Origin of the sequence: Dethiothermospora halolimnae (assembly GCF_037577855.1) — a bacterium.
Classification (GTDB): Bacteria; Bacillota; Clostridia; order Tissierellales; family VENL01; genus Dethiothermospora; species Dethiothermospora halolimnae.
This window is the reverse complement of record NZ_JBAKFX010000036.1, coordinates 1-18,297: the sequence shown is the minus strand read 5'-3', so window position 1 is coordinate 18,297 and position 18,297 is coordinate 1. Positions and strand designations below refer to the sequence as shown.

13 protein-coding genes are annotated in these 18,297 nt (G+C 30.4%); all 13 read left to right on the top strand.

From position 1 onward, the window contains the following. Window positions 1-56: 56 nt before the first annotated feature. The 13 genes from V6137_RS13755 to V6137_RS13695 all read left to right on the top strand — a co-directional run bounded on the left by V6137_RS13755 (window position 57) and on the right by V6137_RS13695 (window position 18,134). Window positions 57-1,700 (top strand): hypothetical protein, encoded by a 1,644-nt coding sequence (locus V6137_RS13755; RefSeq protein WP_425448525.1) that lies wholly within the window; start codon window positions 57-59, stop codon window positions 1,698-1,700. A 48-nt stretch (window positions 1,701-1,748) separates the two neighbouring features. Next, window positions 1,749-4,910 (top strand): ATP-binding protein, encoded by a 3,162-nt coding sequence (locus tag V6137_RS13750; RefSeq protein ID WP_425448524.1) that lies wholly within the window; start codon window positions 1,749-1,751, stop codon window positions 4,908-4,910. Next, window positions 4,882-5,436: an HNH endonuclease gene (locus V6137_RS13745; RefSeq protein ID WP_425448523.1), complete on the top strand. Its 555-nt coding sequence runs from the start codon at window positions 4,882-4,884 to the stop codon at window positions 5,434-5,436. Before V6137_RS13750 ends, V6137_RS13745 begins: the two co-directional genes overlap by 29 nt. Window positions 5,437-5,462: 26 nt before the next feature. Next, window positions 5,463-5,891, top strand: a complete 429-nt coding sequence (locus tag V6137_RS13740; RefSeq protein ID WP_425448522.1) for an SMI1/KNR4 family protein — start codon at window positions 5,463-5,465, stop codon at window positions 5,889-5,891. Window positions 5,892-6,465: 574 nt separating this feature from the next. Then, window positions 6,466-8,247 carry an ABC transporter ATP-binding protein gene (locus V6137_RS13735; RefSeq protein WP_425448521.1) on the top strand — a complete coding sequence of 594 codons (1,782 nt, stop codon included), beginning with the start codon at window positions 6,466-6,468 and terminating at the stop codon, window positions 8,245-8,247. Beyond that, window positions 8,240-9,985, top strand: a complete 1,746-nt coding sequence (locus V6137_RS13730) for an ABC transporter ATP-binding protein (protein WP_425448520.1) — start codon at window positions 8,240-8,242, stop codon at window positions 9,983-9,985. The genes V6137_RS13735 and V6137_RS13730 overlap by 8 nt, the downstream gene beginning before the upstream one ends. A gap of 57 nt (window positions 9,986-10,042) precedes the next feature. Beyond that, a complete protein-coding gene (locus tag V6137_RS13725) occupies window positions 10,043-10,201 on the top strand; it encodes a P-loop NTPase family protein (protein WP_425448519.1) in 159 nt (52 codons plus the stop codon). Window positions 10,202-10,222: 21 nt separating this feature from the next. After that, a complete protein-coding gene (locus V6137_RS13720) occupies window positions 10,223-10,642 on the top strand; it encodes a hypothetical protein (RefSeq protein WP_425448518.1) in 420 nt (139 codons plus the stop codon). Window positions 10,643-10,748: 106 nt separating this feature from the next. After that, window positions 10,749-11,123, top strand: coding sequence for a death domain-containing protein (locus V6137_RS13715; RefSeq protein WP_425448517.1), 375 nt, complete (start codon window positions 10,749-10,751; stop codon window positions 11,121-11,123). Then, entirely contained in the window at window positions 11,065-12,045 is a 981-nt protein-coding gene (locus V6137_RS13710) for a GNAT family N-acetyltransferase (protein ID WP_425448516.1), read from the top strand. The genes V6137_RS13715 and V6137_RS13710 overlap by 59 nt, the downstream gene beginning before the upstream one ends. A 502-nt stretch (window positions 12,046-12,547) precedes the next feature. Beyond that, window positions 12,548-14,878, top strand: a complete 2,331-nt coding sequence (gene secA2, locus V6137_RS13705; RefSeq protein ID WP_425448515.1) for an accessory Sec system translocase SecA2 — start codon at window positions 12,548-12,550, stop codon at window positions 14,876-14,878. Window positions 14,879-15,011: 133 nt separating this feature from the next. Further along, window positions 15,012-15,881: an AraC family transcriptional regulator gene (locus tag V6137_RS13700; protein WP_425448514.1), complete on the top strand. Its 870-nt coding sequence runs from the start codon at window positions 15,012-15,014 to the stop codon at window positions 15,879-15,881. A 219-nt stretch (window positions 15,882-16,100) separates the two neighbouring features. Further along, window positions 16,101-18,134, top strand: a complete 2,034-nt coding sequence (locus V6137_RS13695) for a prolyl oligopeptidase family serine peptidase (protein WP_425448513.1) — start codon at window positions 16,101-16,103, stop codon at window positions 18,132-18,134. Window positions 18,135-18,297: the final 163 nt, after the last annotated feature.

The window sequence follows — 18,297 nt, the reverse complement described above, 5'->3', positions numbered from 1 at the left end:
AAATGAAATTAGATATTAACTAAATAACTAAAGGAATTAGGATTGGAGGTACTCTATTGATTGAAATATTCATAAAACACAATCCATATAAGATAGAAACAGAATTTAAAATTGATGGTGAAGAGATTGACTATGATAGCAGATTGTTAATGTTTAGAAAAGAGAAGATTGATACATGGATAGATGAATTAATTATAATATTGGAAAATGAATTGAATGAAGATAGTTTTAAAATAACTTTTAATGGAATGAATATACATTGTAAAGAAATGAAAAGAATATGTAAATATTATAATGATAAAGGCTTAGATATAAAGTTAGAATATACTTCCAAAATGAATATAGAAAATAAGTTAAGAGATATTAAAAGTCTAAATTATTTTATCCAGCAGGAAAGTTTTTTTGGTCAACTGGAAAGACAGTATATACAAAATAGTTTGAATAAAGTCATAAGTAGTTTAGATATAGATGAAAAAACTTTTATATCTAGCATAAGGGGAATGGTACAATATATTCTTCAGATTATCCAAAGGTACATTAGATATATAGATGAACTATCAGAGAATATTAGTGAAGATATTAAAGAAAAATTAGAATATACACACATTCAAGTGAAAAGAATGTTAGCAAAAGGACAACAATCGGAGGGTGAAATAATTAGAAAAAATAATTTGTATAATATTAAAAATTTTGAAAATAATACTAATTTTATTAAACAAGAAACTATTCAAGAACTTCAACAGAAATTTGCCAATGAAGGGGAAGAAATGAGAGATGAAATATTAAAAATGAAGAAGATTTTTAATAAAAGGTATTCTAATTTGAAACTTTGTAATTCTTCAGAAGCTGAAGAGTATATATATGAAGAAATACTTCAGGATATTTTAAAATTATTAAAACAATCAATTGAGAATATGGCTTTAGAAGGAGAGAAAACTTTAGAAAATGCTTTTGAAAATATGCTTGAAAATTTAAAAAAATTTGCTAATCATACTATTATAAAAGAAAAGAAAGATTTTTTAGAAAACTTAAAACAAGAAAAGATACAGGGAGAAAAGCATATTGAGGAGATAATAAATGAAAATCGAAAGAAATCTGAATTAATAAGACAGAAAATAGATGTTTTACTAACTAATGAGGAAAAATTTAAATATAATAAAAATGATATAAACAAACAATATGAAATATTTAATACAGATAAAATATTTCATAAAATAAATAAGCTTAAAAATGAATTTAATCAAATAACAAATGAAACAAATAAAAAGCTTAGACAGGATTTTCATTATAATAGGGAGAATTGGTATGCAGTTATAAAGAATGAGAAAGCAAAGCTTGAAGAAATAACACAGAATATCACTAAAAAATGGAAACAAAGAGTAAATCTTTTGATTCAGGAATTTAGAGATATTATACATAGCACCAGTAGTTATATAGGTCTTTATATTGAAATGTATAGTGTTATAGATATACTTATGTTAAAACTTAAGACAAAAGTATTATCTTGTATAGAAGCTATGGAAGAATATATAGAGGGTTTTACCGATGGGATTATTAATGAATTTACATCAATAATTGAGTGTTATGCTATAAACTTTGAAAAGGTACTTGAAGACAAGGCCTATATTGATGAGGTAGCGGAAAATTTAGAAGAATTAAATAGCCTTACTGAAAAAGTAATAGATGTACTAGAGGCATAAAAATAGATATTAAATAACAGTGTAATGGTGGAAGAAAAGAGGGATTTTATGAAGGAATTAGATTTAATAAAAAAGAAAGAGTTGATTGAAAGTATAGATTTAGCTCAGGATTTTGTTAATAAAGACTATTTAGTGAATCTAACTGAGTACAATATAGTTCCAGTACCTGATGATATAAAGGGACTGACTATCAGAAATAATATTAGATTATTTAAGATAAATAAAATAGTATATGATAAAAATGAAAATACTATGGACAAGTTATCAAATGTTTATAATGCTTTAGGGAACATAGGGGGATCATTGATTACTATAATAAATAGTGATGGGGATAATACAGATATGTATGTTGGTACTAGATTAAATACTAAAGGAATTAATTCTCCTAAAGAAGTAATAGAAAAAAGTTTTAAAGGAAATTTTCCAGGGAGTGAAATAGAAAATCTAAAGAATTCTAAAATAGAAGACTTGATAGAAAATATAATGAAACCAGAAATAAGAAAAAATAATAAGGTTATATCCTGTGTATCGGGGATTCCTTCTTTAAAGGATGACAATAAAGATAATTTTATCCAAGGTATAGAGAAGTTAATTGATGCCATGAAAGGAGAGAAATTTTCAGCCATACTTATAGGGGATCCAATAAAAAATATTGATATAAAGAATATAAAATCAGGTTATGAAAATTTGTATTCTAAATTAGCTCCCTTCGCCAGTACAGAAATTAATTTTAGTGAAAGTGACAGTAAGACAATAACCGAAGGCTTGACAGAGGGAGTAACCAATACGATGAATGAAAGCTTAACCAAAACCCAGAGTCATACATCAGGAGCCACAGAAACAATGGGACATACCGATAATAAGTCAAGAAACCGAGGATTCTCATTTTTTGGCAGTCTTGGATCCACAAGGGGAACTACAGATACATATTCAAACACTAAAAATAATTCTGAGACTGAAAGCATGGCAAAACAGAGGGGAAATTCCATTTCAGAATCTGTTCAACAAAATAGAACCATGGCTTCAACAACTGGCAACTCTAAAAATATACAATTGAAGATTGAAAATAAAACTGTAATAGGGTTGTTAGAAAAAATCGATAATCAGTTAAAGAGAATTAGGGATTCGGAAAATTTTGGTATGTGGAACTGTGCCTGTTATTTTATGGCTAATGATGTTCAGACTTCTAAAGTGGCGGCCAGTACTTTTAAGGCTCTTATAAGGGGAGAAAATTCTTCTGTTGAAAGTTCATTTATAAACACCTGGGATAACAATAATAAAAATAATTTAATAGAAGTTTCAAAGTATATGAAAAAATTAAGTCATCCATTAATCAATTTAAATGTAGATATTGGGATGAATCTTCCCAATGTTACTCCAGGTTCATTGGTAAGTGGAAAAGAACTGGCTATTCAATTTGGCTTGCCTAGAAAATCTATAAGTGGAATTCCTGTTATGGAAATGGCGGAATTTGGAAGGAATATAATAACATATAACAATACCTGCAACAGTGAAAAAATAAAGTTAGGAAATATATTCCATATGAGTAATGTTGAAAATACAAAGGTAGAGATAGACCTAAATAGCCTTTCTATGCATACCTTTATAACTGGGTCCACAGGGGCAGGTAAATCCAATGCTATTTATAAAGTTTTAAGTGAATTAGATAGAAATAAAATTAAGTTTTTGGTTATTGAACCGGTTAAAGGAGAATATAAAAGGGTTTTTGGAGGAAGAGAAGATGTTTATGTGTTTGGTACCAATCCTAAATATAGCAAGTTATTAAAGGTTAATCCATTTAGATTTTCACAAGATATACATGTACTTGAGCATATTGATAGGCTTATAGAAATATTTAAGGCCTGTTGGCCCATGTATGCGGCTATGCCTGCTGTTTTAAAAGAGGCAATTGAGATGGCCTATGAAATAAAAGGGTGGGATTTAGATTATTCAGTAAATATAAATGAAAAGTCAATATATCCAACATTTAAAGATTTATTGAACACATTAGATATAGTTATAAACAACTCTAGTTATTCCCAAGAAGTAAAAAGTAATTATTCTGGGGCCCTTATTACCAGAATTAAATCCCTTACAAATGGATTGTTGGGTAGAATATTTACTGATGTAGAGATAAGTAATGAAACTTTATTTGATAAAAATACCATTGTGGATTTAAGTAGAATAGGTTCTATGGAGACAAAGGCATTGATTACAGGTATATTATTTATAAGATTACAGGAGCATAGATTTTGTAATAATGATGTGGAAAACTCCAATTTAAAACATGTAACCGTATTAGAAGAAGCCCACAATCTTTTAAGAAGGACTTCCTTTGATCAAAGCCAAGAGGGTTCTAACCTTCAAGGAAAATCAGTGGAGATGATTTCTAATTCTATAGCTGAAATGAGAACATATGGAGAAGGATTTATAATATCAGACCAAGCTCCAAATTTATTGGATCAATCGGTAATAAGAAATACCAACACAAAGATTATATTAAGGTTACCTGAAGAATTAGATAGACAGACAGTGGGTAAATCTGCTAATTTAAATGAAGACCAAATTTGTGATCTCCCAAAGCTAAAAACGGGAGTAGCAGTAGTTTATCAAAATAATTGGATGCAGCCTATTTTATGTAAGATAGATGAATTTACAACTAGGATACCTTTGATATATGATAAAGATTTAGAAAAAGAATTATCTTATAATAAGAAAATGATAGGAGATCTAATGAAACTTCTTTTAAAATCCAGACTAATGGAAGATAAGAAAATAGATTTAGTTAATATTGATGTTTCTAGACTTCAATATTGGCTAAAGGGTAGGAAGATAAAAGAGGAGCTTAATGATATATTAATAAGGAATTTAGAAAAGTTTAAAGTAGAAAAGACTATGGATTTATGGAATCAAGAAAATTTTGAGTCATTATCAAATATAACATCAGAGTTTATTGATATTAACAAATTAATAAGATTTGCCAAAGAGTCAAAGGATTTTTTTCACTGGAATAGGAAATTTTTAATTGGACTTAGAAAATATGTGGATTTAAATCGTAACAGAGAATTAGAATATGCCCTTATGCAGTGTTTAATTAGAAAAAAGGCTGTGGATGATCAACATTATAAAGAATTTTACTTTAAATGGGTGGAGAATATCAAGATAGAAGGAGGGGCTATAGATGATGGGGTTAGAAACCTTAACTTTTAGGGAACTGGAAAAAGAGGGACTTAAAAATAGCTCCTTTGATATCCCTAAGTTTTCAGAGGAAGTTGAGTCATATAAGATAGATAGTTTTGAAGAAGCAGATAAACCCCTTTATTTAGATTCTAGAAACGAAGAGTTAGAAGGACATAAACACCCGGAAACAGGGATTAAGTTTAATGAAAAGAAGGTAGAGCTTCTTGATGGGAGGGAAGTAACTGGAGTTTTCCCTGAATTTGAAACACCATTTCAAATTCAAATAGACGAATCTTTATATAATGTTTCAGATAGAAAACAATTTGAGGTGTGTAATGATAGCTTGAAGAAAGCTATAGCAAGTGATATGGGATTAAAAAATAAATTTACAAAGGATCAGATAGAGCAGATAATTGGAGATGAGGTTCCCGATGGATATACTTGGCACCATAATGAAGAACCTGGAGTTATGCAATTAGTGGATACAGAAGTCCATGGCCAAACAGGACATACAGGAGGTCGATTTATATGGGGTGGAGGGAGTAAAAATAGATAAAGGATATTTAAGGGTAGGTGTTAACTATGGATAATAAAATTAAATGGAAATTTGTAAAGGATATGCCAAGTTTAATGGATATAGAAAAAGTGGAAAGTAGATTTAATGTTAAGCTGCCACTAGATTATATAGAGTGTGTTAAGAAAAATAATGGAGGAAGACCAAGGCCCAAACTATTTGATTTTGGAGAATATAAAGAGATGGTTTTTAGTTCATTACTTAGTATAATTAAAGACCACAAGGAAAATGTTATAGATGTTTATAAATGGATTGGAGATAGATTACCAGAGAATACTTATCCTTTTGCAAAGGATCCTTTTGGTAACTATTTATGCTTTAAGTATGAGGGGAATGATGTATTTGTAGTTTTCTGGAATCATGAGAAATCTAATGAAGAAGAGGGCATTGTATTTGTTAGTGGAAGCTTTAAGGAACTTTTAGAAAAGTTGCATTAACATAAATTTATAGTAAATTTTGACATATGAAAATTATAATGATATAATATAAAAAATAAATTTTATGAAAAGTGAGGTATGGCAATGAGGATATTATATTTCCCAATAAAGTTACGTTTTTTCGCTATATAATTAGGAACTGAATATTATGTAAAGGATAATACTTAAAAATGCCTATGAAAATAGGTCTAGTTTGTTGTGCTTTACATTAGTTAGCAATAGCGAAGAACAACTTTATCAGCCATACGTTTATTAGTATGTATATTATTATGCTGTGTTGTGACACAGTATTTTTGTTTTATAGAAAAAACTTATTATAAGGATGGGTTTAAAATAACCATAGATTAGTTGTACCTATTTTTAGGGTATAGTTTTATGGAGGTATTTTTAATTTAGTCCCTTTAGTTTCAGGTTTTTTAATTATAAAACATTAAATAATAAGTTTAAAAGGCTGTAAATGAATGTCTGTTCATTTGCAGTCTTTTTGCGTTTGGAAATGAATTTGAAAATACTGATAAAGTTGGGACTTGATTTGCAATTGAAAAGAGATAACGCTTTTTGGGAGGTATATAAAATGGAAAACAGAGAAAAAATAAATGGATTTGTAGATGCTATAAAATGGATGTATAACTTTGGGAGTCAGCATAAAAAGTGGCTATTTATAGCTATTACTGCTTCCATTACATTGATTACAGTTAATATATTTAAGGCCTTTTACACTAAGAAAATTATAACCAGAGCTTTAGAAGGTGAATTTTCACATATGGTTAGAATAATTGTTATCTTTATAGCTATAATGGTATTTGGGATTTTGTCAGAGTATATTTCTAAATATACAATAGGAAAATATGCTTTCTACTCAACTAAAACAATAAAGGAAAGATTAGCTATCCATTTAACGAAAACTACAATGAAAAATGATAGAAAAAATCAATCGGGAGACTTGGCTTCAAGGGTAAATAATGATACCCAGTATGTTACAAATATTATGAAGGATGACTTTGTAAATGTAGGGGTGCAGCCCCTTATGGCCTTGGTTGCCTTGGGATATATTATGATTATCAATTGGAAATTAGGTTTAATAAGCTTAATTCCAGTACCTATTCTTATGGGGATATCTTATTTCTTAAATAAAAGAATGAGAAATATATTTGGCAAAAGTTATCACTATCTTGGTAAAGGAAGTGGTACTGCCCAGGAGGCTATTATAGGTATTGATACATTAAAGACTTATCATCTTGAAAATAGCATTTATAAGAAGGCGAAGAAAAGATATAAACAAAGTTATAAAAAGGAATTAGAGGGATTTAGATATTTGGCCCCGATGCAAGCGGTGGGACTTTCATTAGCATGGTCACCTAGACTGATTTGTGCCTTTTATGGTGGATATATGGCTCTAGATGGGGAATTAGAAGTTGGAGCCTTAGTGGCTGTTCTTCAACTATTAGATTATTTGGCTTATCCAACCGCAGGATTCTCATGGATATTAAGCAATGTAAATCGTGCTATAGGTGCCATAGATAGAATAAATGAAATATTTAATATTCCCAAGAAGGTTACAACTGGGGAAACTATTAAAGTAAATGATAATAAAAGTGCCATTAAATTTGATAGTGTATCCTTTGGATATCATGGAGATAAAAAAGTTATTGATGATTTATCCTTTGATTTACCTCAAGATAAGACATTTGCTTTAGTGGGGGCCAGTGGTAGCGGTAAAAGTACTGTTATAGACCTTATTTCCCGTTTTTACGAGTATGATAAAGGGAAAATTGAAGTTTTTGGCAACAATATTAAAAATATTAATATAGAGTCATTAAGAAATAAAATAGCCGTGGTTTCCCAGGATACATATTTGTTCCCAGGAACAATAACAGAGAATATACTTTATGGGAAAGAAAATGGATCCATGGATGAAGTAATAGAGGCAGCTAAATTAGCCTATGCCCATGATTTTATCCTAGATTTAGACCATGGCTATAACACTGTTTTAGGAGAAGGGGGTATAAACTTATCTGGAGGTCAAAGACAGAGAGTTGCTATAGCAAGGGCTTTTATTAAGGATGCACCTATTTTACTCTTAGATGAGCCCACCTCATCTCTGGATAATTATACTGAAGCTAAGGTTCAACAGTCTTTAGAAAGACTTATGAATCGTAAAACAGTATTAATTATAGCCCATAGGCTATCTACAGTCATTAAAGCAGATAAAATTATCGTATTAAAGGAAGGAAAGGTATTAGAATCTGGAACCCATAGGGATCTAATAGATAAGAATAGTTATTATAGACAACTATATAAAAATAAATATTCTTCTCAAGGGGAAGAAAATAAGGGGGAATTAAATTATGCTTAAGGATTTGCATTTAAAAGAACTTTTAATGGTAATGAGACTTATGAAAGAAAGAAGATGGTATTTTTACTTAGCTATTATGATATCGGCTTTATGTGTAGGGAGTTTTTCCATCATCAATAGCTTTATGTATAAAGATATTATGAACGGTATTGTAAATAAAGATATAGAGCTTTTGGAGCATGCCATAAAACTAGTGGTTATTTCTCTTATATTAGCATGTGTAGTTAATCCAATTTCGAGCTATGTATGTGCCTATTTATCTAAAAAAACAATATGTGACTTAAGGGTTAATTTATTAGACCACGTTTTAAAATTACCTAGAGTTTATTTTGATAAGATCCATAGTGGAGATATATTATCTAAGATCACCAATGATGTGTCAATGATAGACCAAATCTATGATGGTCAGTTATATAACGTATTGTTTCATGCTTTAGTGGGATTAGCTGCTACAATTACAATATTTATATTGGATTTAAGATTAGCTTTTATAATGGTATTTTTCGGCGTGATAACCACATTTGCAAATACAGCCTATGCCAAGCCAGTTAGAAAATCCAGTGATAAATTACAATCCCATTTAGGGAAGGCAACCCAGAGGTTTTTAGATATTGTAGCTGGAGTTAGGGTGATAAAGTTATTTAATATAAATAAAGTTGTAGTTAATAAATTTAGTGACGCAAATGATAGCGTGGTTAAAGAGGGAATAAATCTAACTAAAAAAGAGGCTGAAAAAAGTAGTATCAATATGTTACTGTCATTTTTAACCTTCTTTGGTGTTCTTGGAACTGGATCATTTATGGTTTATTATAACCTAACAGATATAGGGACAGTTATTGCAATATTAACATTGAAGATGCAGGTTTTCTGCTTGTTTGAAGAAGTGGGAGGGAATATTGTAGACATACAAAAGTCTCTAGCTGGAGCTAAAAGGGTTTTTGATTTAATAGATGAAGTGGAAGAAGAGCATATTAGTGGTGTTTATATTGAAGAAAATGAGTTGGGTAAAAGGGATACAGCAATAGCTTTTAATGGGGTTACCCATAGCTATAATGATAGTGAAAAGGTTATAGATGGATTAAGTATGACTATGCAAAAAGATCAGGTTACAGCTTTAGTAGGTTTTAGTGGGGCAGGAAAATCAACAATAATAAAGCTTTTATTAGGCTTATATGTACCACAGAAAGGAAAAATAATGATAGAGGGTAATGATGATAAAGAGCTTGATCTCAAAACATTACGGGGGAAAATAGCCTATGTTCCCCAGGTATCTTATTTATTTGAAGGTTCTATTGAAGAAAACATAAGATTCGGTAAACCTGATGCTACCAAAGAGGAAGTTATTAATGCAGCTATAGCTGCAAATGCCCATGATTTTATAATGGATATGAAAGAGGGATATAACACATCAATTGGAGAAGGGGGTGAAGGGTTATCAGGGGGGCAACGTCAAAGGATAGCAATAGCTAGAGCAATAGTTAAGGATGCATCTATTTTATTATTAGATGAGGCTACATCTGCCTTGGATTCAGAATCAGAAACATTAGTTAAGGAAGCGTTAGATAGATTAATGAAGGGACGTACAACTATTGTTGTAGCCCATCGTCTATCAACAATAGAAAATGCAGATAAGATATATGTTATTGAGGATGGAAAGATAGCTGAAGAAGGGGTCCACGAAGGTTTACTTAAGAGAGCTGGAGTTTATAAACTTTTATATGAGGCTCAATTTAGCTAGGGGACAGTTCATTAGAATAAGCTTATATCTTAAAGTAGTATGAAGGAGGAAGAAAAAATGAAATTATACTTATTAGGTGGTAGACCATGTTCAGGAAAAACAACATTTGCATATCATTTAGGTGAAAAGTTTGGGATAAAAGTTTGGTACTTAGATGTTTTCGCTTATGAGCATATTGAAGCATCAACCATAGAGACACCAAGTATTTATAGGTGAAAGGGGAAGGATTTAATAGATATGTTACAGAAAGAACCACAGATATTATTTAATGAATATATAGAGTTATATGAGGCACTATTTCCCTTATTAATAAAGGAGTTAGATACAGTGGAAGATGAAAAAATTATATTAGAGGGATCAATACTTTTACCTAAATTTATTGAAAAGTTAAAAGAAAAGCATGATGTGGAAATATGCTATATGATAACAGATGATAATTTTGTTAATAAGAAATATATCAAAAGGGATTATGTTCAAGAGATGTTAACCAAACTAAATGGTGAAATTGCATTAAAAAATCTTCTAGCACGGGATCAAATATTTGCAAAATATATCTTAGATGAATTAGAAAAACATCCATTTATCAAAATACATATGGAGGCTGACAATGGTTTTGAAGGTTACTTTATAAAGTTACAGAAGGTTTTAAAGTTGTAATTATTATTATTACAGGGACAAGTATTTATAATGAACTGTCCCTATGGTAAAATTATAGCATTATAAAATATATATTTAAAATTAACATAAGGGAAGTGATTGGAAAGTGAAAAGTCAGTATTTATTTTATGTGGAGAATGATTTATATAAAATTAAAATATATAATAGAGAAGAAGGTTATAATAGATGTCTTTATAGGATCGCTACATCTGACGAAAGGGAGCTAAATGAATCTTCACCTAGAAAAATATTTTCAAGAATTATATATGGCTTTAGTCTATATAAAGATATACTTAGAGAGAATGAATTTAATAATTTGATTACTGATTTAGAAGAAATGTCACAAAAGCTAAAAATTCCAAAGAGTTATGCTAAAGATTATATTTTAGGATTAAAGACAAATAAAAAAAGAGGGGATTTAAATGAATATAAGGATTGCTACACTGGAGGATATAAAAGAAATAAAAAGATTATTAGATAAATTAAATGAATCAAGTGTTGAGCTATTGCCTAATTTTTTTAAGATATCTAAAGTGAAAAATAAAGAAGTCTTAAAGATAATTGAAGATAGGAACTCTGACTTTGTTTTAGCTATAGAAGATGAAAAAGTTATTGGTGTAGGAGAAATATATTTTAAAGAGACTAAAGATGAGCCTGTACTTGTGAAAAATACATATGTATATATTCAGAACTTAATAGTAGACGAAAGGTTTAGAAATAAAGGAGTAGGAAAGGAATTGATTGACGGTATTAAAAATTGGGGGTTAAAACGTAATGCTAAGCACTTTCGATTATCTGTGATTCCATCAAACTACTCAGCTATAGGATTTTATGAAAATGAAGGTTTTGAGGCCTTTATGCATAGTATGGAAATGAAAGTTAGTGATGAAGAATTTTCTGAAGAATATAAGCAAAAAACTTTAAAAGAAATGAGGAAAGTTTTTAAAGGATTCCCTTTACAAATAGACCATACTTTAAATGTTTTAGGATATGCAGAGAAGATAATGGATGGGGAAAACATAAAAACAGAAGATAGGGAGTTTATTTCAATAGTTGCCATACTCCATGATATTGGTATTATAGAAGCTAAAAGAAAGCATGGTTCTTCAGATGCACCATATCAAGAAAGGGAAGGTAAAATAATTGCCGAGGAAATATTAAAGGAAATAGGATATGATCCAAAGGCAATAGATAGGGTCTGTTATATAGTGGGTAATCATCATACTTATTCAAAAATAGATGGAATAGATTTTCAAATACTTTGGGAGGCAGATTTATTAGAAAATTTAAAAACGAGAGATGCTTTAAATGATAAGGAAAAATTAAAGGGAGTTATTGATAAGAATTTTAAAACTAAGACAGGTAAGGGAATGGCTTATAGGGAGTATTTACAGCATAAATAATAGATAAATGTAAAAAATAATATTTAAATCCATTATTATGTTATAATAAATATAATATTGATTTTTATATTATTGTAGAGGAGACTAATAGTATATGATAAATTTGTTTTTAACAGTATCCTTAATATTGGGGCTGGGATTTTGTGTAATTAAATTAGTAGAGTTTATAGTAGACAATAGTAGGGTTAAGTCCGACTTTTATATATTATTTTATTTATATTCAGATGAAATAAAACTTTTATATAATAATTTCTTACTAAAGATATTATTTTATTTGTTTCTACTGTCTGTTTGTGCCCTCAATGGGCTTTCAAAACATTTTTTAGTTTCACTGGATATAATATTTCTATTTAGTATTTTGCTTATTATTTTTATTAATACTTTTAAAATTTCAAGAGACCCTTCTATAGGATAGTTTATAGGTTAATTTAGTAAATTAATGTATAGTTATTTGTCATGTCTAAAAACATGATATTTGTTATTTCCTATAGGAGGGATTTTTATGTTTAAATTATTTAAGAAAAAAGTATCAAGAAAAATGAATGATTCGGTGGAATATAAATTAGATATGTATAAGGAAATATTAAGGGATATAAAAAATATCGATTATAAATCATATAGTGATAAAGAGCTTAAAGAAATATCCATGAACTTAAGGGAGCAGGCTATAAATGGAATGGATCTTGATAAGCTCCTTGTGGAAGCCTTTGCCCTTGTTATGGAGGCTATAAGGCGAACTTTAGACATAGAGCCCTATGATGTTCAAGTTATTGGGGCCATTGGACTTCACATGGGGAAAGTAATTGAGATGAAAACTGGAGAAGGAAAAACCCTAAGTGCAGTGATGCCAGCATATTTAAATGCATTGACTAATAAAGGTGTTCATATTTTAACCTTTAATGATTATCTTGCTAAAAGGGATGGAAAATGGATGGGTCCTGTATATGAATTTTTAGGTCTGACCACAGGTTATATAAATGAAGGGATGGATATAGAAGAAAGACAAAGAGCATATTTATGTGATATAACCTATGTAACGGCTAAAGAAGCAGGATTCGACTATTTAAGGGACTTTTTATGTTATGAAAAAGAAAAGCTATGTCATAGATCTTTAAACTATGTAATAGTTGATGAAGCCGATTCTATACTTATAGATGAAGCCCGTATTCCCCTAGTTATTGCAGGAAATGTAGATGAAAAGGAGAGTAATCTTTTATATTTATCTAAGTTAGTAAAAAAACTTAAAATAAATATCCACTATGAAATTAGCGAAAATGGAAGAAATGTTTCCCTTACAGAAGAAGGGCTTTTATATGCTGAAAAATCATTAGGTTGTAGGAATCTTTATGAAGAAGGGAATCTTGAATTATTAACAAGGCTTAATTCAGCCCTTCATAGTGAAGTGCTATTAGTAAAGGACAGGGATTATATTGTAAGAAATAAAAGAATAGAAATTATAGATGAACATACAGGTAGGATTGCAGAAAAGAGACATTGGCCTGATAATTTACAAATAGCAGTTGAAGCTAAAGAGGGAATAATATCTAAATCAAAGGGGAAAATACTAGGTTCTATTGCATTGCAACATTTTATAGTTCTTTATAATAAGGTATCGGGAATGACAGGGACAGCTAAATCTGTTGCCAAGGAGTTTGATGAATTTTATGGTATAAAAACACTTATAGTCCCCACTAACAGAAACTATATTAGAAAGGACTATCCTGATGTAATATTTACCCACAAAGAGGCAAAGGAAGAGGCTATTGTTTTAGAAATTAGTAAGATACATAAAAGGGGTCAGCCTATTCTTATTGGCACAAGTAGTGTTGAAGAATCGGAAAAATTAGGAGAGAAATTAAGGAAGGTAGGAATTGATTGTAATATTCTTAATGCTAAAAATGATGAAATGGAGGCAGAGATAATTGCCAATGCTGGCAAATTAAAAGCTGTTACTGTATCAACTAATATGGCTGGACGGGGTGTTGATATTAGATTAGGTGGTATGTCACAAGAAGAAAGGAAAAAGGTAATAGCCCTTGGAGGACTCTATGTTATCGGTACCAATAGACATGAAAGTATTAGGATAGATAACCAATTAAAGGGGAGAGCTGGACGACAAGGGGATCCTGGGGAAAGTAAATTTTTCATTAGTTTGGAAGATGATATTATAAAAAAATATGATATTACAAATTTGATTCCTAAAAAGCATCTACCTAAAAAACAACAGGAACCTATTAATGACTCCCCTATAGAAAAGGCCATAGAATTAGGTCAGAGAATTGTTAAGGGGTATAATTCAGATTTAAGAAGACAGCTATGGAAATATTCAAATATAATAGAGGAACAAAGAAAGATTATTCATAAAAAAAGACAGGATATATTACTTGATAATGAAATTCCAACATTTTTGGCCTTAAGAGCTAAGAAAAGATATGATGAAATTTTAAAGAAACAGGGTAAAAAACTATTAGAAAAGATTCAGAAGCAAATAACCCTATATTATATAAATAAAAGTTGGGAAGACTATCTAGATTATATTGAATATGTAAAAGAAGGGATACATTTAGTTTCCATAGGGAAGATAGATCCCCTTGATGAATTTCATAAAAGGGCAATTGAAGCTTTTGATAATATGCTAGACACATTAGAAGATCAAATCGTTGAAAAATTTAATGATGTGGAAATATCAGAAAATGGGATAGATATAGATAAAGAAGGGTTAAAGGGTCCATCCTCAACATGGACATATCTTATGGACGATAATCCCAATAAATTTAGTCATATACAGTTTGTAGTAAAGACTATTGACAAATTGAGAAAAAAGTTTAATTAATAAAGTTAAAAGAGGGATACAGTGTATGCTTGTTATAATGACTTAATGTTAAGGGATATGGACAAATGAAAGCAAGGTAGGATAAGAAATAACAGTTATATTTTAGTACAATTTATACATGGAGGTGAGGAAAATGGATTTTATTCAAAACTTGCAGAAAGCAATTGACTATATGGAAGAACATATATTAGAACCTATTACATATGAAGATGTTGCAAAACATGTTTATATGTCAAACTATCATTTTCATAGAACATTTAGCTTAGTGACCGGTATTACAGCAAATGAGTATATTAGAAATAGAAGACTATCTATGGCAGGACAGGAGATATCTTTATCCGATGTGAAAGTGATTGATATAGCTTTAAAGTATGGCTATAATTCACCGGGAAGTTTTACCAAAGCATTTACAAGATTCCATGGGGTTACACCAAATGTTGCAAGGCGCTCAGGTATGAGATTAAAATCCTTTAATCGCCTTCTAGTTAAAATAAAATTGGAAGGTGGTACTGTTATGGATTATAGAATTGAAAAACGAGAAGGGTTTAAATTACTGGCTAAAGTTGAAAAGTTTAGGAATGAATCAATTTCAGAAGAAGGAAATACTGAAATTCCTGATTTTTGGAAGGCATGTGGTGAAAATGGCACCTTTGATGTTCTAAAACACCATACTAATAAACCCGAAATTTATGGAGCTTGTGCACCAATATCAAAGGAAAGTACACATTTTGATTATGGCATTGGTATGGAGTTTGATGGTGGCGATGTACCAGAGGGATATACTATATGGGAGGTAAAACCAACATTATGGGCAGTATTTAAATGTATCGGTGAAACTGGAGACTGTATAGGAGAAACATGGAGTAAAATTTTTTCAGACTTTCTTCCCGGGTCAGAGTATAGTATGATTGATGATACCGATTTTGAACTGTACTCAGAGAATTTTGAACCAGATTGTTTTTGTGAAATATGGATTCCTGTAGAGAAGAAAGTATTGGATTAGATGATGGGGTATTACTTTTAAACTTTAATCCTATGGAACAGTTTTTATGAAAAAACAATTATAATTTGAAAGGTTTATTTTCTAAGAAACCCTCATTTCAATTTCGAAATGGGGGCTTTTTAGATATTATATATAATTTTTAAAGGAAATTTATTTAAAATATTGAAATACATTTATATGAGGAAATTAAAGAGGAAATTAGAAATGGGAGGAATATAAATGATAAAGACAAGAAAATGTAATGTTGTTGATGATTATCATGGAACCAAGGTTCCAGATCCCTATCGGTGGTTAGAAGATCCTGAAAGTGAAGAAACCAAGCTTTGGAGTAGGAAACAAAATGAATTAAGCTATGAATATTTTCAAAATATAGAAACTAGGAAAGATTATAAAGAAAAATTATCAAGACTTTGGTATTATACAGAGTTTCATGTACCGAAAAAAATTAATGATGGTTTATTGTTTATGGAGAAAGACAGCATGGATAATCAACCAAAGCTATACTTTAAAAAAGATGATAATGCTGAATCTAAGGTTGTTATTGACCCTAATACCTTTAGTGAAGATGGAACAGTGGCATTATCTAACTATTCTATGAGCAGTAATGGTAAATATTTAGCCTATGCAAAATCTTCTAGCGGGAGTGATTGGCAAAATATAAGGGTTCTTGATATGGATACTGGCAAAGACTTAGGGGAAGAAATAAAGTGGTGTAGATTTACTAATATAGTATGGAATCCTGAAAATACTGGATTTTATTATGGGAGATTTCCAAATCCAGAAACTGTATCAAAAGAGGAACAGGGGAACTATAACCATATATGCTTTCATAAAATAGGAACAAATCAATCGGAGGATAGACTTATATATGAGGACAAAGGGGATAAAGAACTAAGTTTCTATCCAAGTATAACTGAAGATGATAGATATCTAGTTTTACATGTGGGTAGGGGAACATCCCCAAAGAATGGATTCTATTATAAAGACCTTAGAGATGATAGTGAATTTGTAAAACTACTTAATGAGGGGGAGTCTGAGTACAATTTTATAGGAAATAAAGAGTCGTTATTTTATTTTAAAACTGATAATAGGGCATCTAAAGGTAGAATAATAGGAATAGATATAAACTCACCAGAGCCTTCTAACTGGGTTGAGTTAATACCAGAAACAGAAGATATTATTGACAGGGTAGATATTATTGGAAATAAAATGGTAGTGGTATATATGCATGATGTTAAGCATAAGATTAAAGTTTTTAATATGAATGGAAAGTTTCAATATGATATAAACCTTCCTATAATTGGTACTATAACTGAGATCACTGGGAAGGAAGAAGATTCAGAAATGTATTTTGGACTGATGTCTTTTACACAGCCAACAAGTATATATAAATTTAATGTAGATACAAGAGAACTTCAACTTATAAATAAAACTGATATTGACTTTGAGGGGTCTCAGTATGAAACGAAACAAATATTCTACAAATCTAAGGATGGGACAAAGGTTCCAATGTTTATAATTCATAAAAAGGGTATCAAGCTCGATTCCAACAACCATACCATGTTATTTGGATATGGAGGATTTAATTTAAGTCTTACTCCATCCTTCCATCCTGGAATATTGGCCTGGCTAGAAAATGATGGAGTATATGCAGTGGCCAATCTACGGGGGGGTAGTGAATATGGTGATCAGTGGCATCGTGAAGGGATGTTAGAAAATAAGCAAAATGTATTTGATGATTTCATCGCCGCTGCAGAGTGGCTTATAGACAATAAATATACTAGAAAAGAAAAATTAGCTATTAGAGGTAGAAGTAATGGAGGGTTATTGGTATCTGCCTGTATGCTTCAAAGACCAGACCTATATGGTGCAGTTATATGTAATGTTCCAGTTACTGATATGCTTAGATATCATAAGTTTACAATAGGTAGATATTGGATACCTGAATATGGAGATGCAGAAAATAATCCTGAACATTTTAAGTTTATGTATGCCTACTCTCCACTTCATAATGTAAAAAGGGGAGTAAAATATCCACCTATATTAATTGCTACAGCAGATACAGATGACAGGGTAGTCCCTGCCCATCCTAAAAAATTAGCTGCCACACTACAAGAGAAAACCGAAGGGAAATCTAAGGTGTTATTGAGAATAGAATCAAAGGCAGGACATGGCCATGGAAAACCAATATCAAAATTAATAGATGAATGGGCAGATTTTTATGCCTTTTTAAGTGAAGAATTAGGTATTTAGGATATTTAAAGGGACAGTTCATTAGAAAAAGCTGTATATTGGTAATGTAAAAAGTTCTATGAAAAACTAATGTTATGGATAATACTGGGATAAACCAGTGGAATTATACTAAGTCCACCGTAGCCGCCCTTGACAAACAGTAATCAAATGATATTTAAAATAT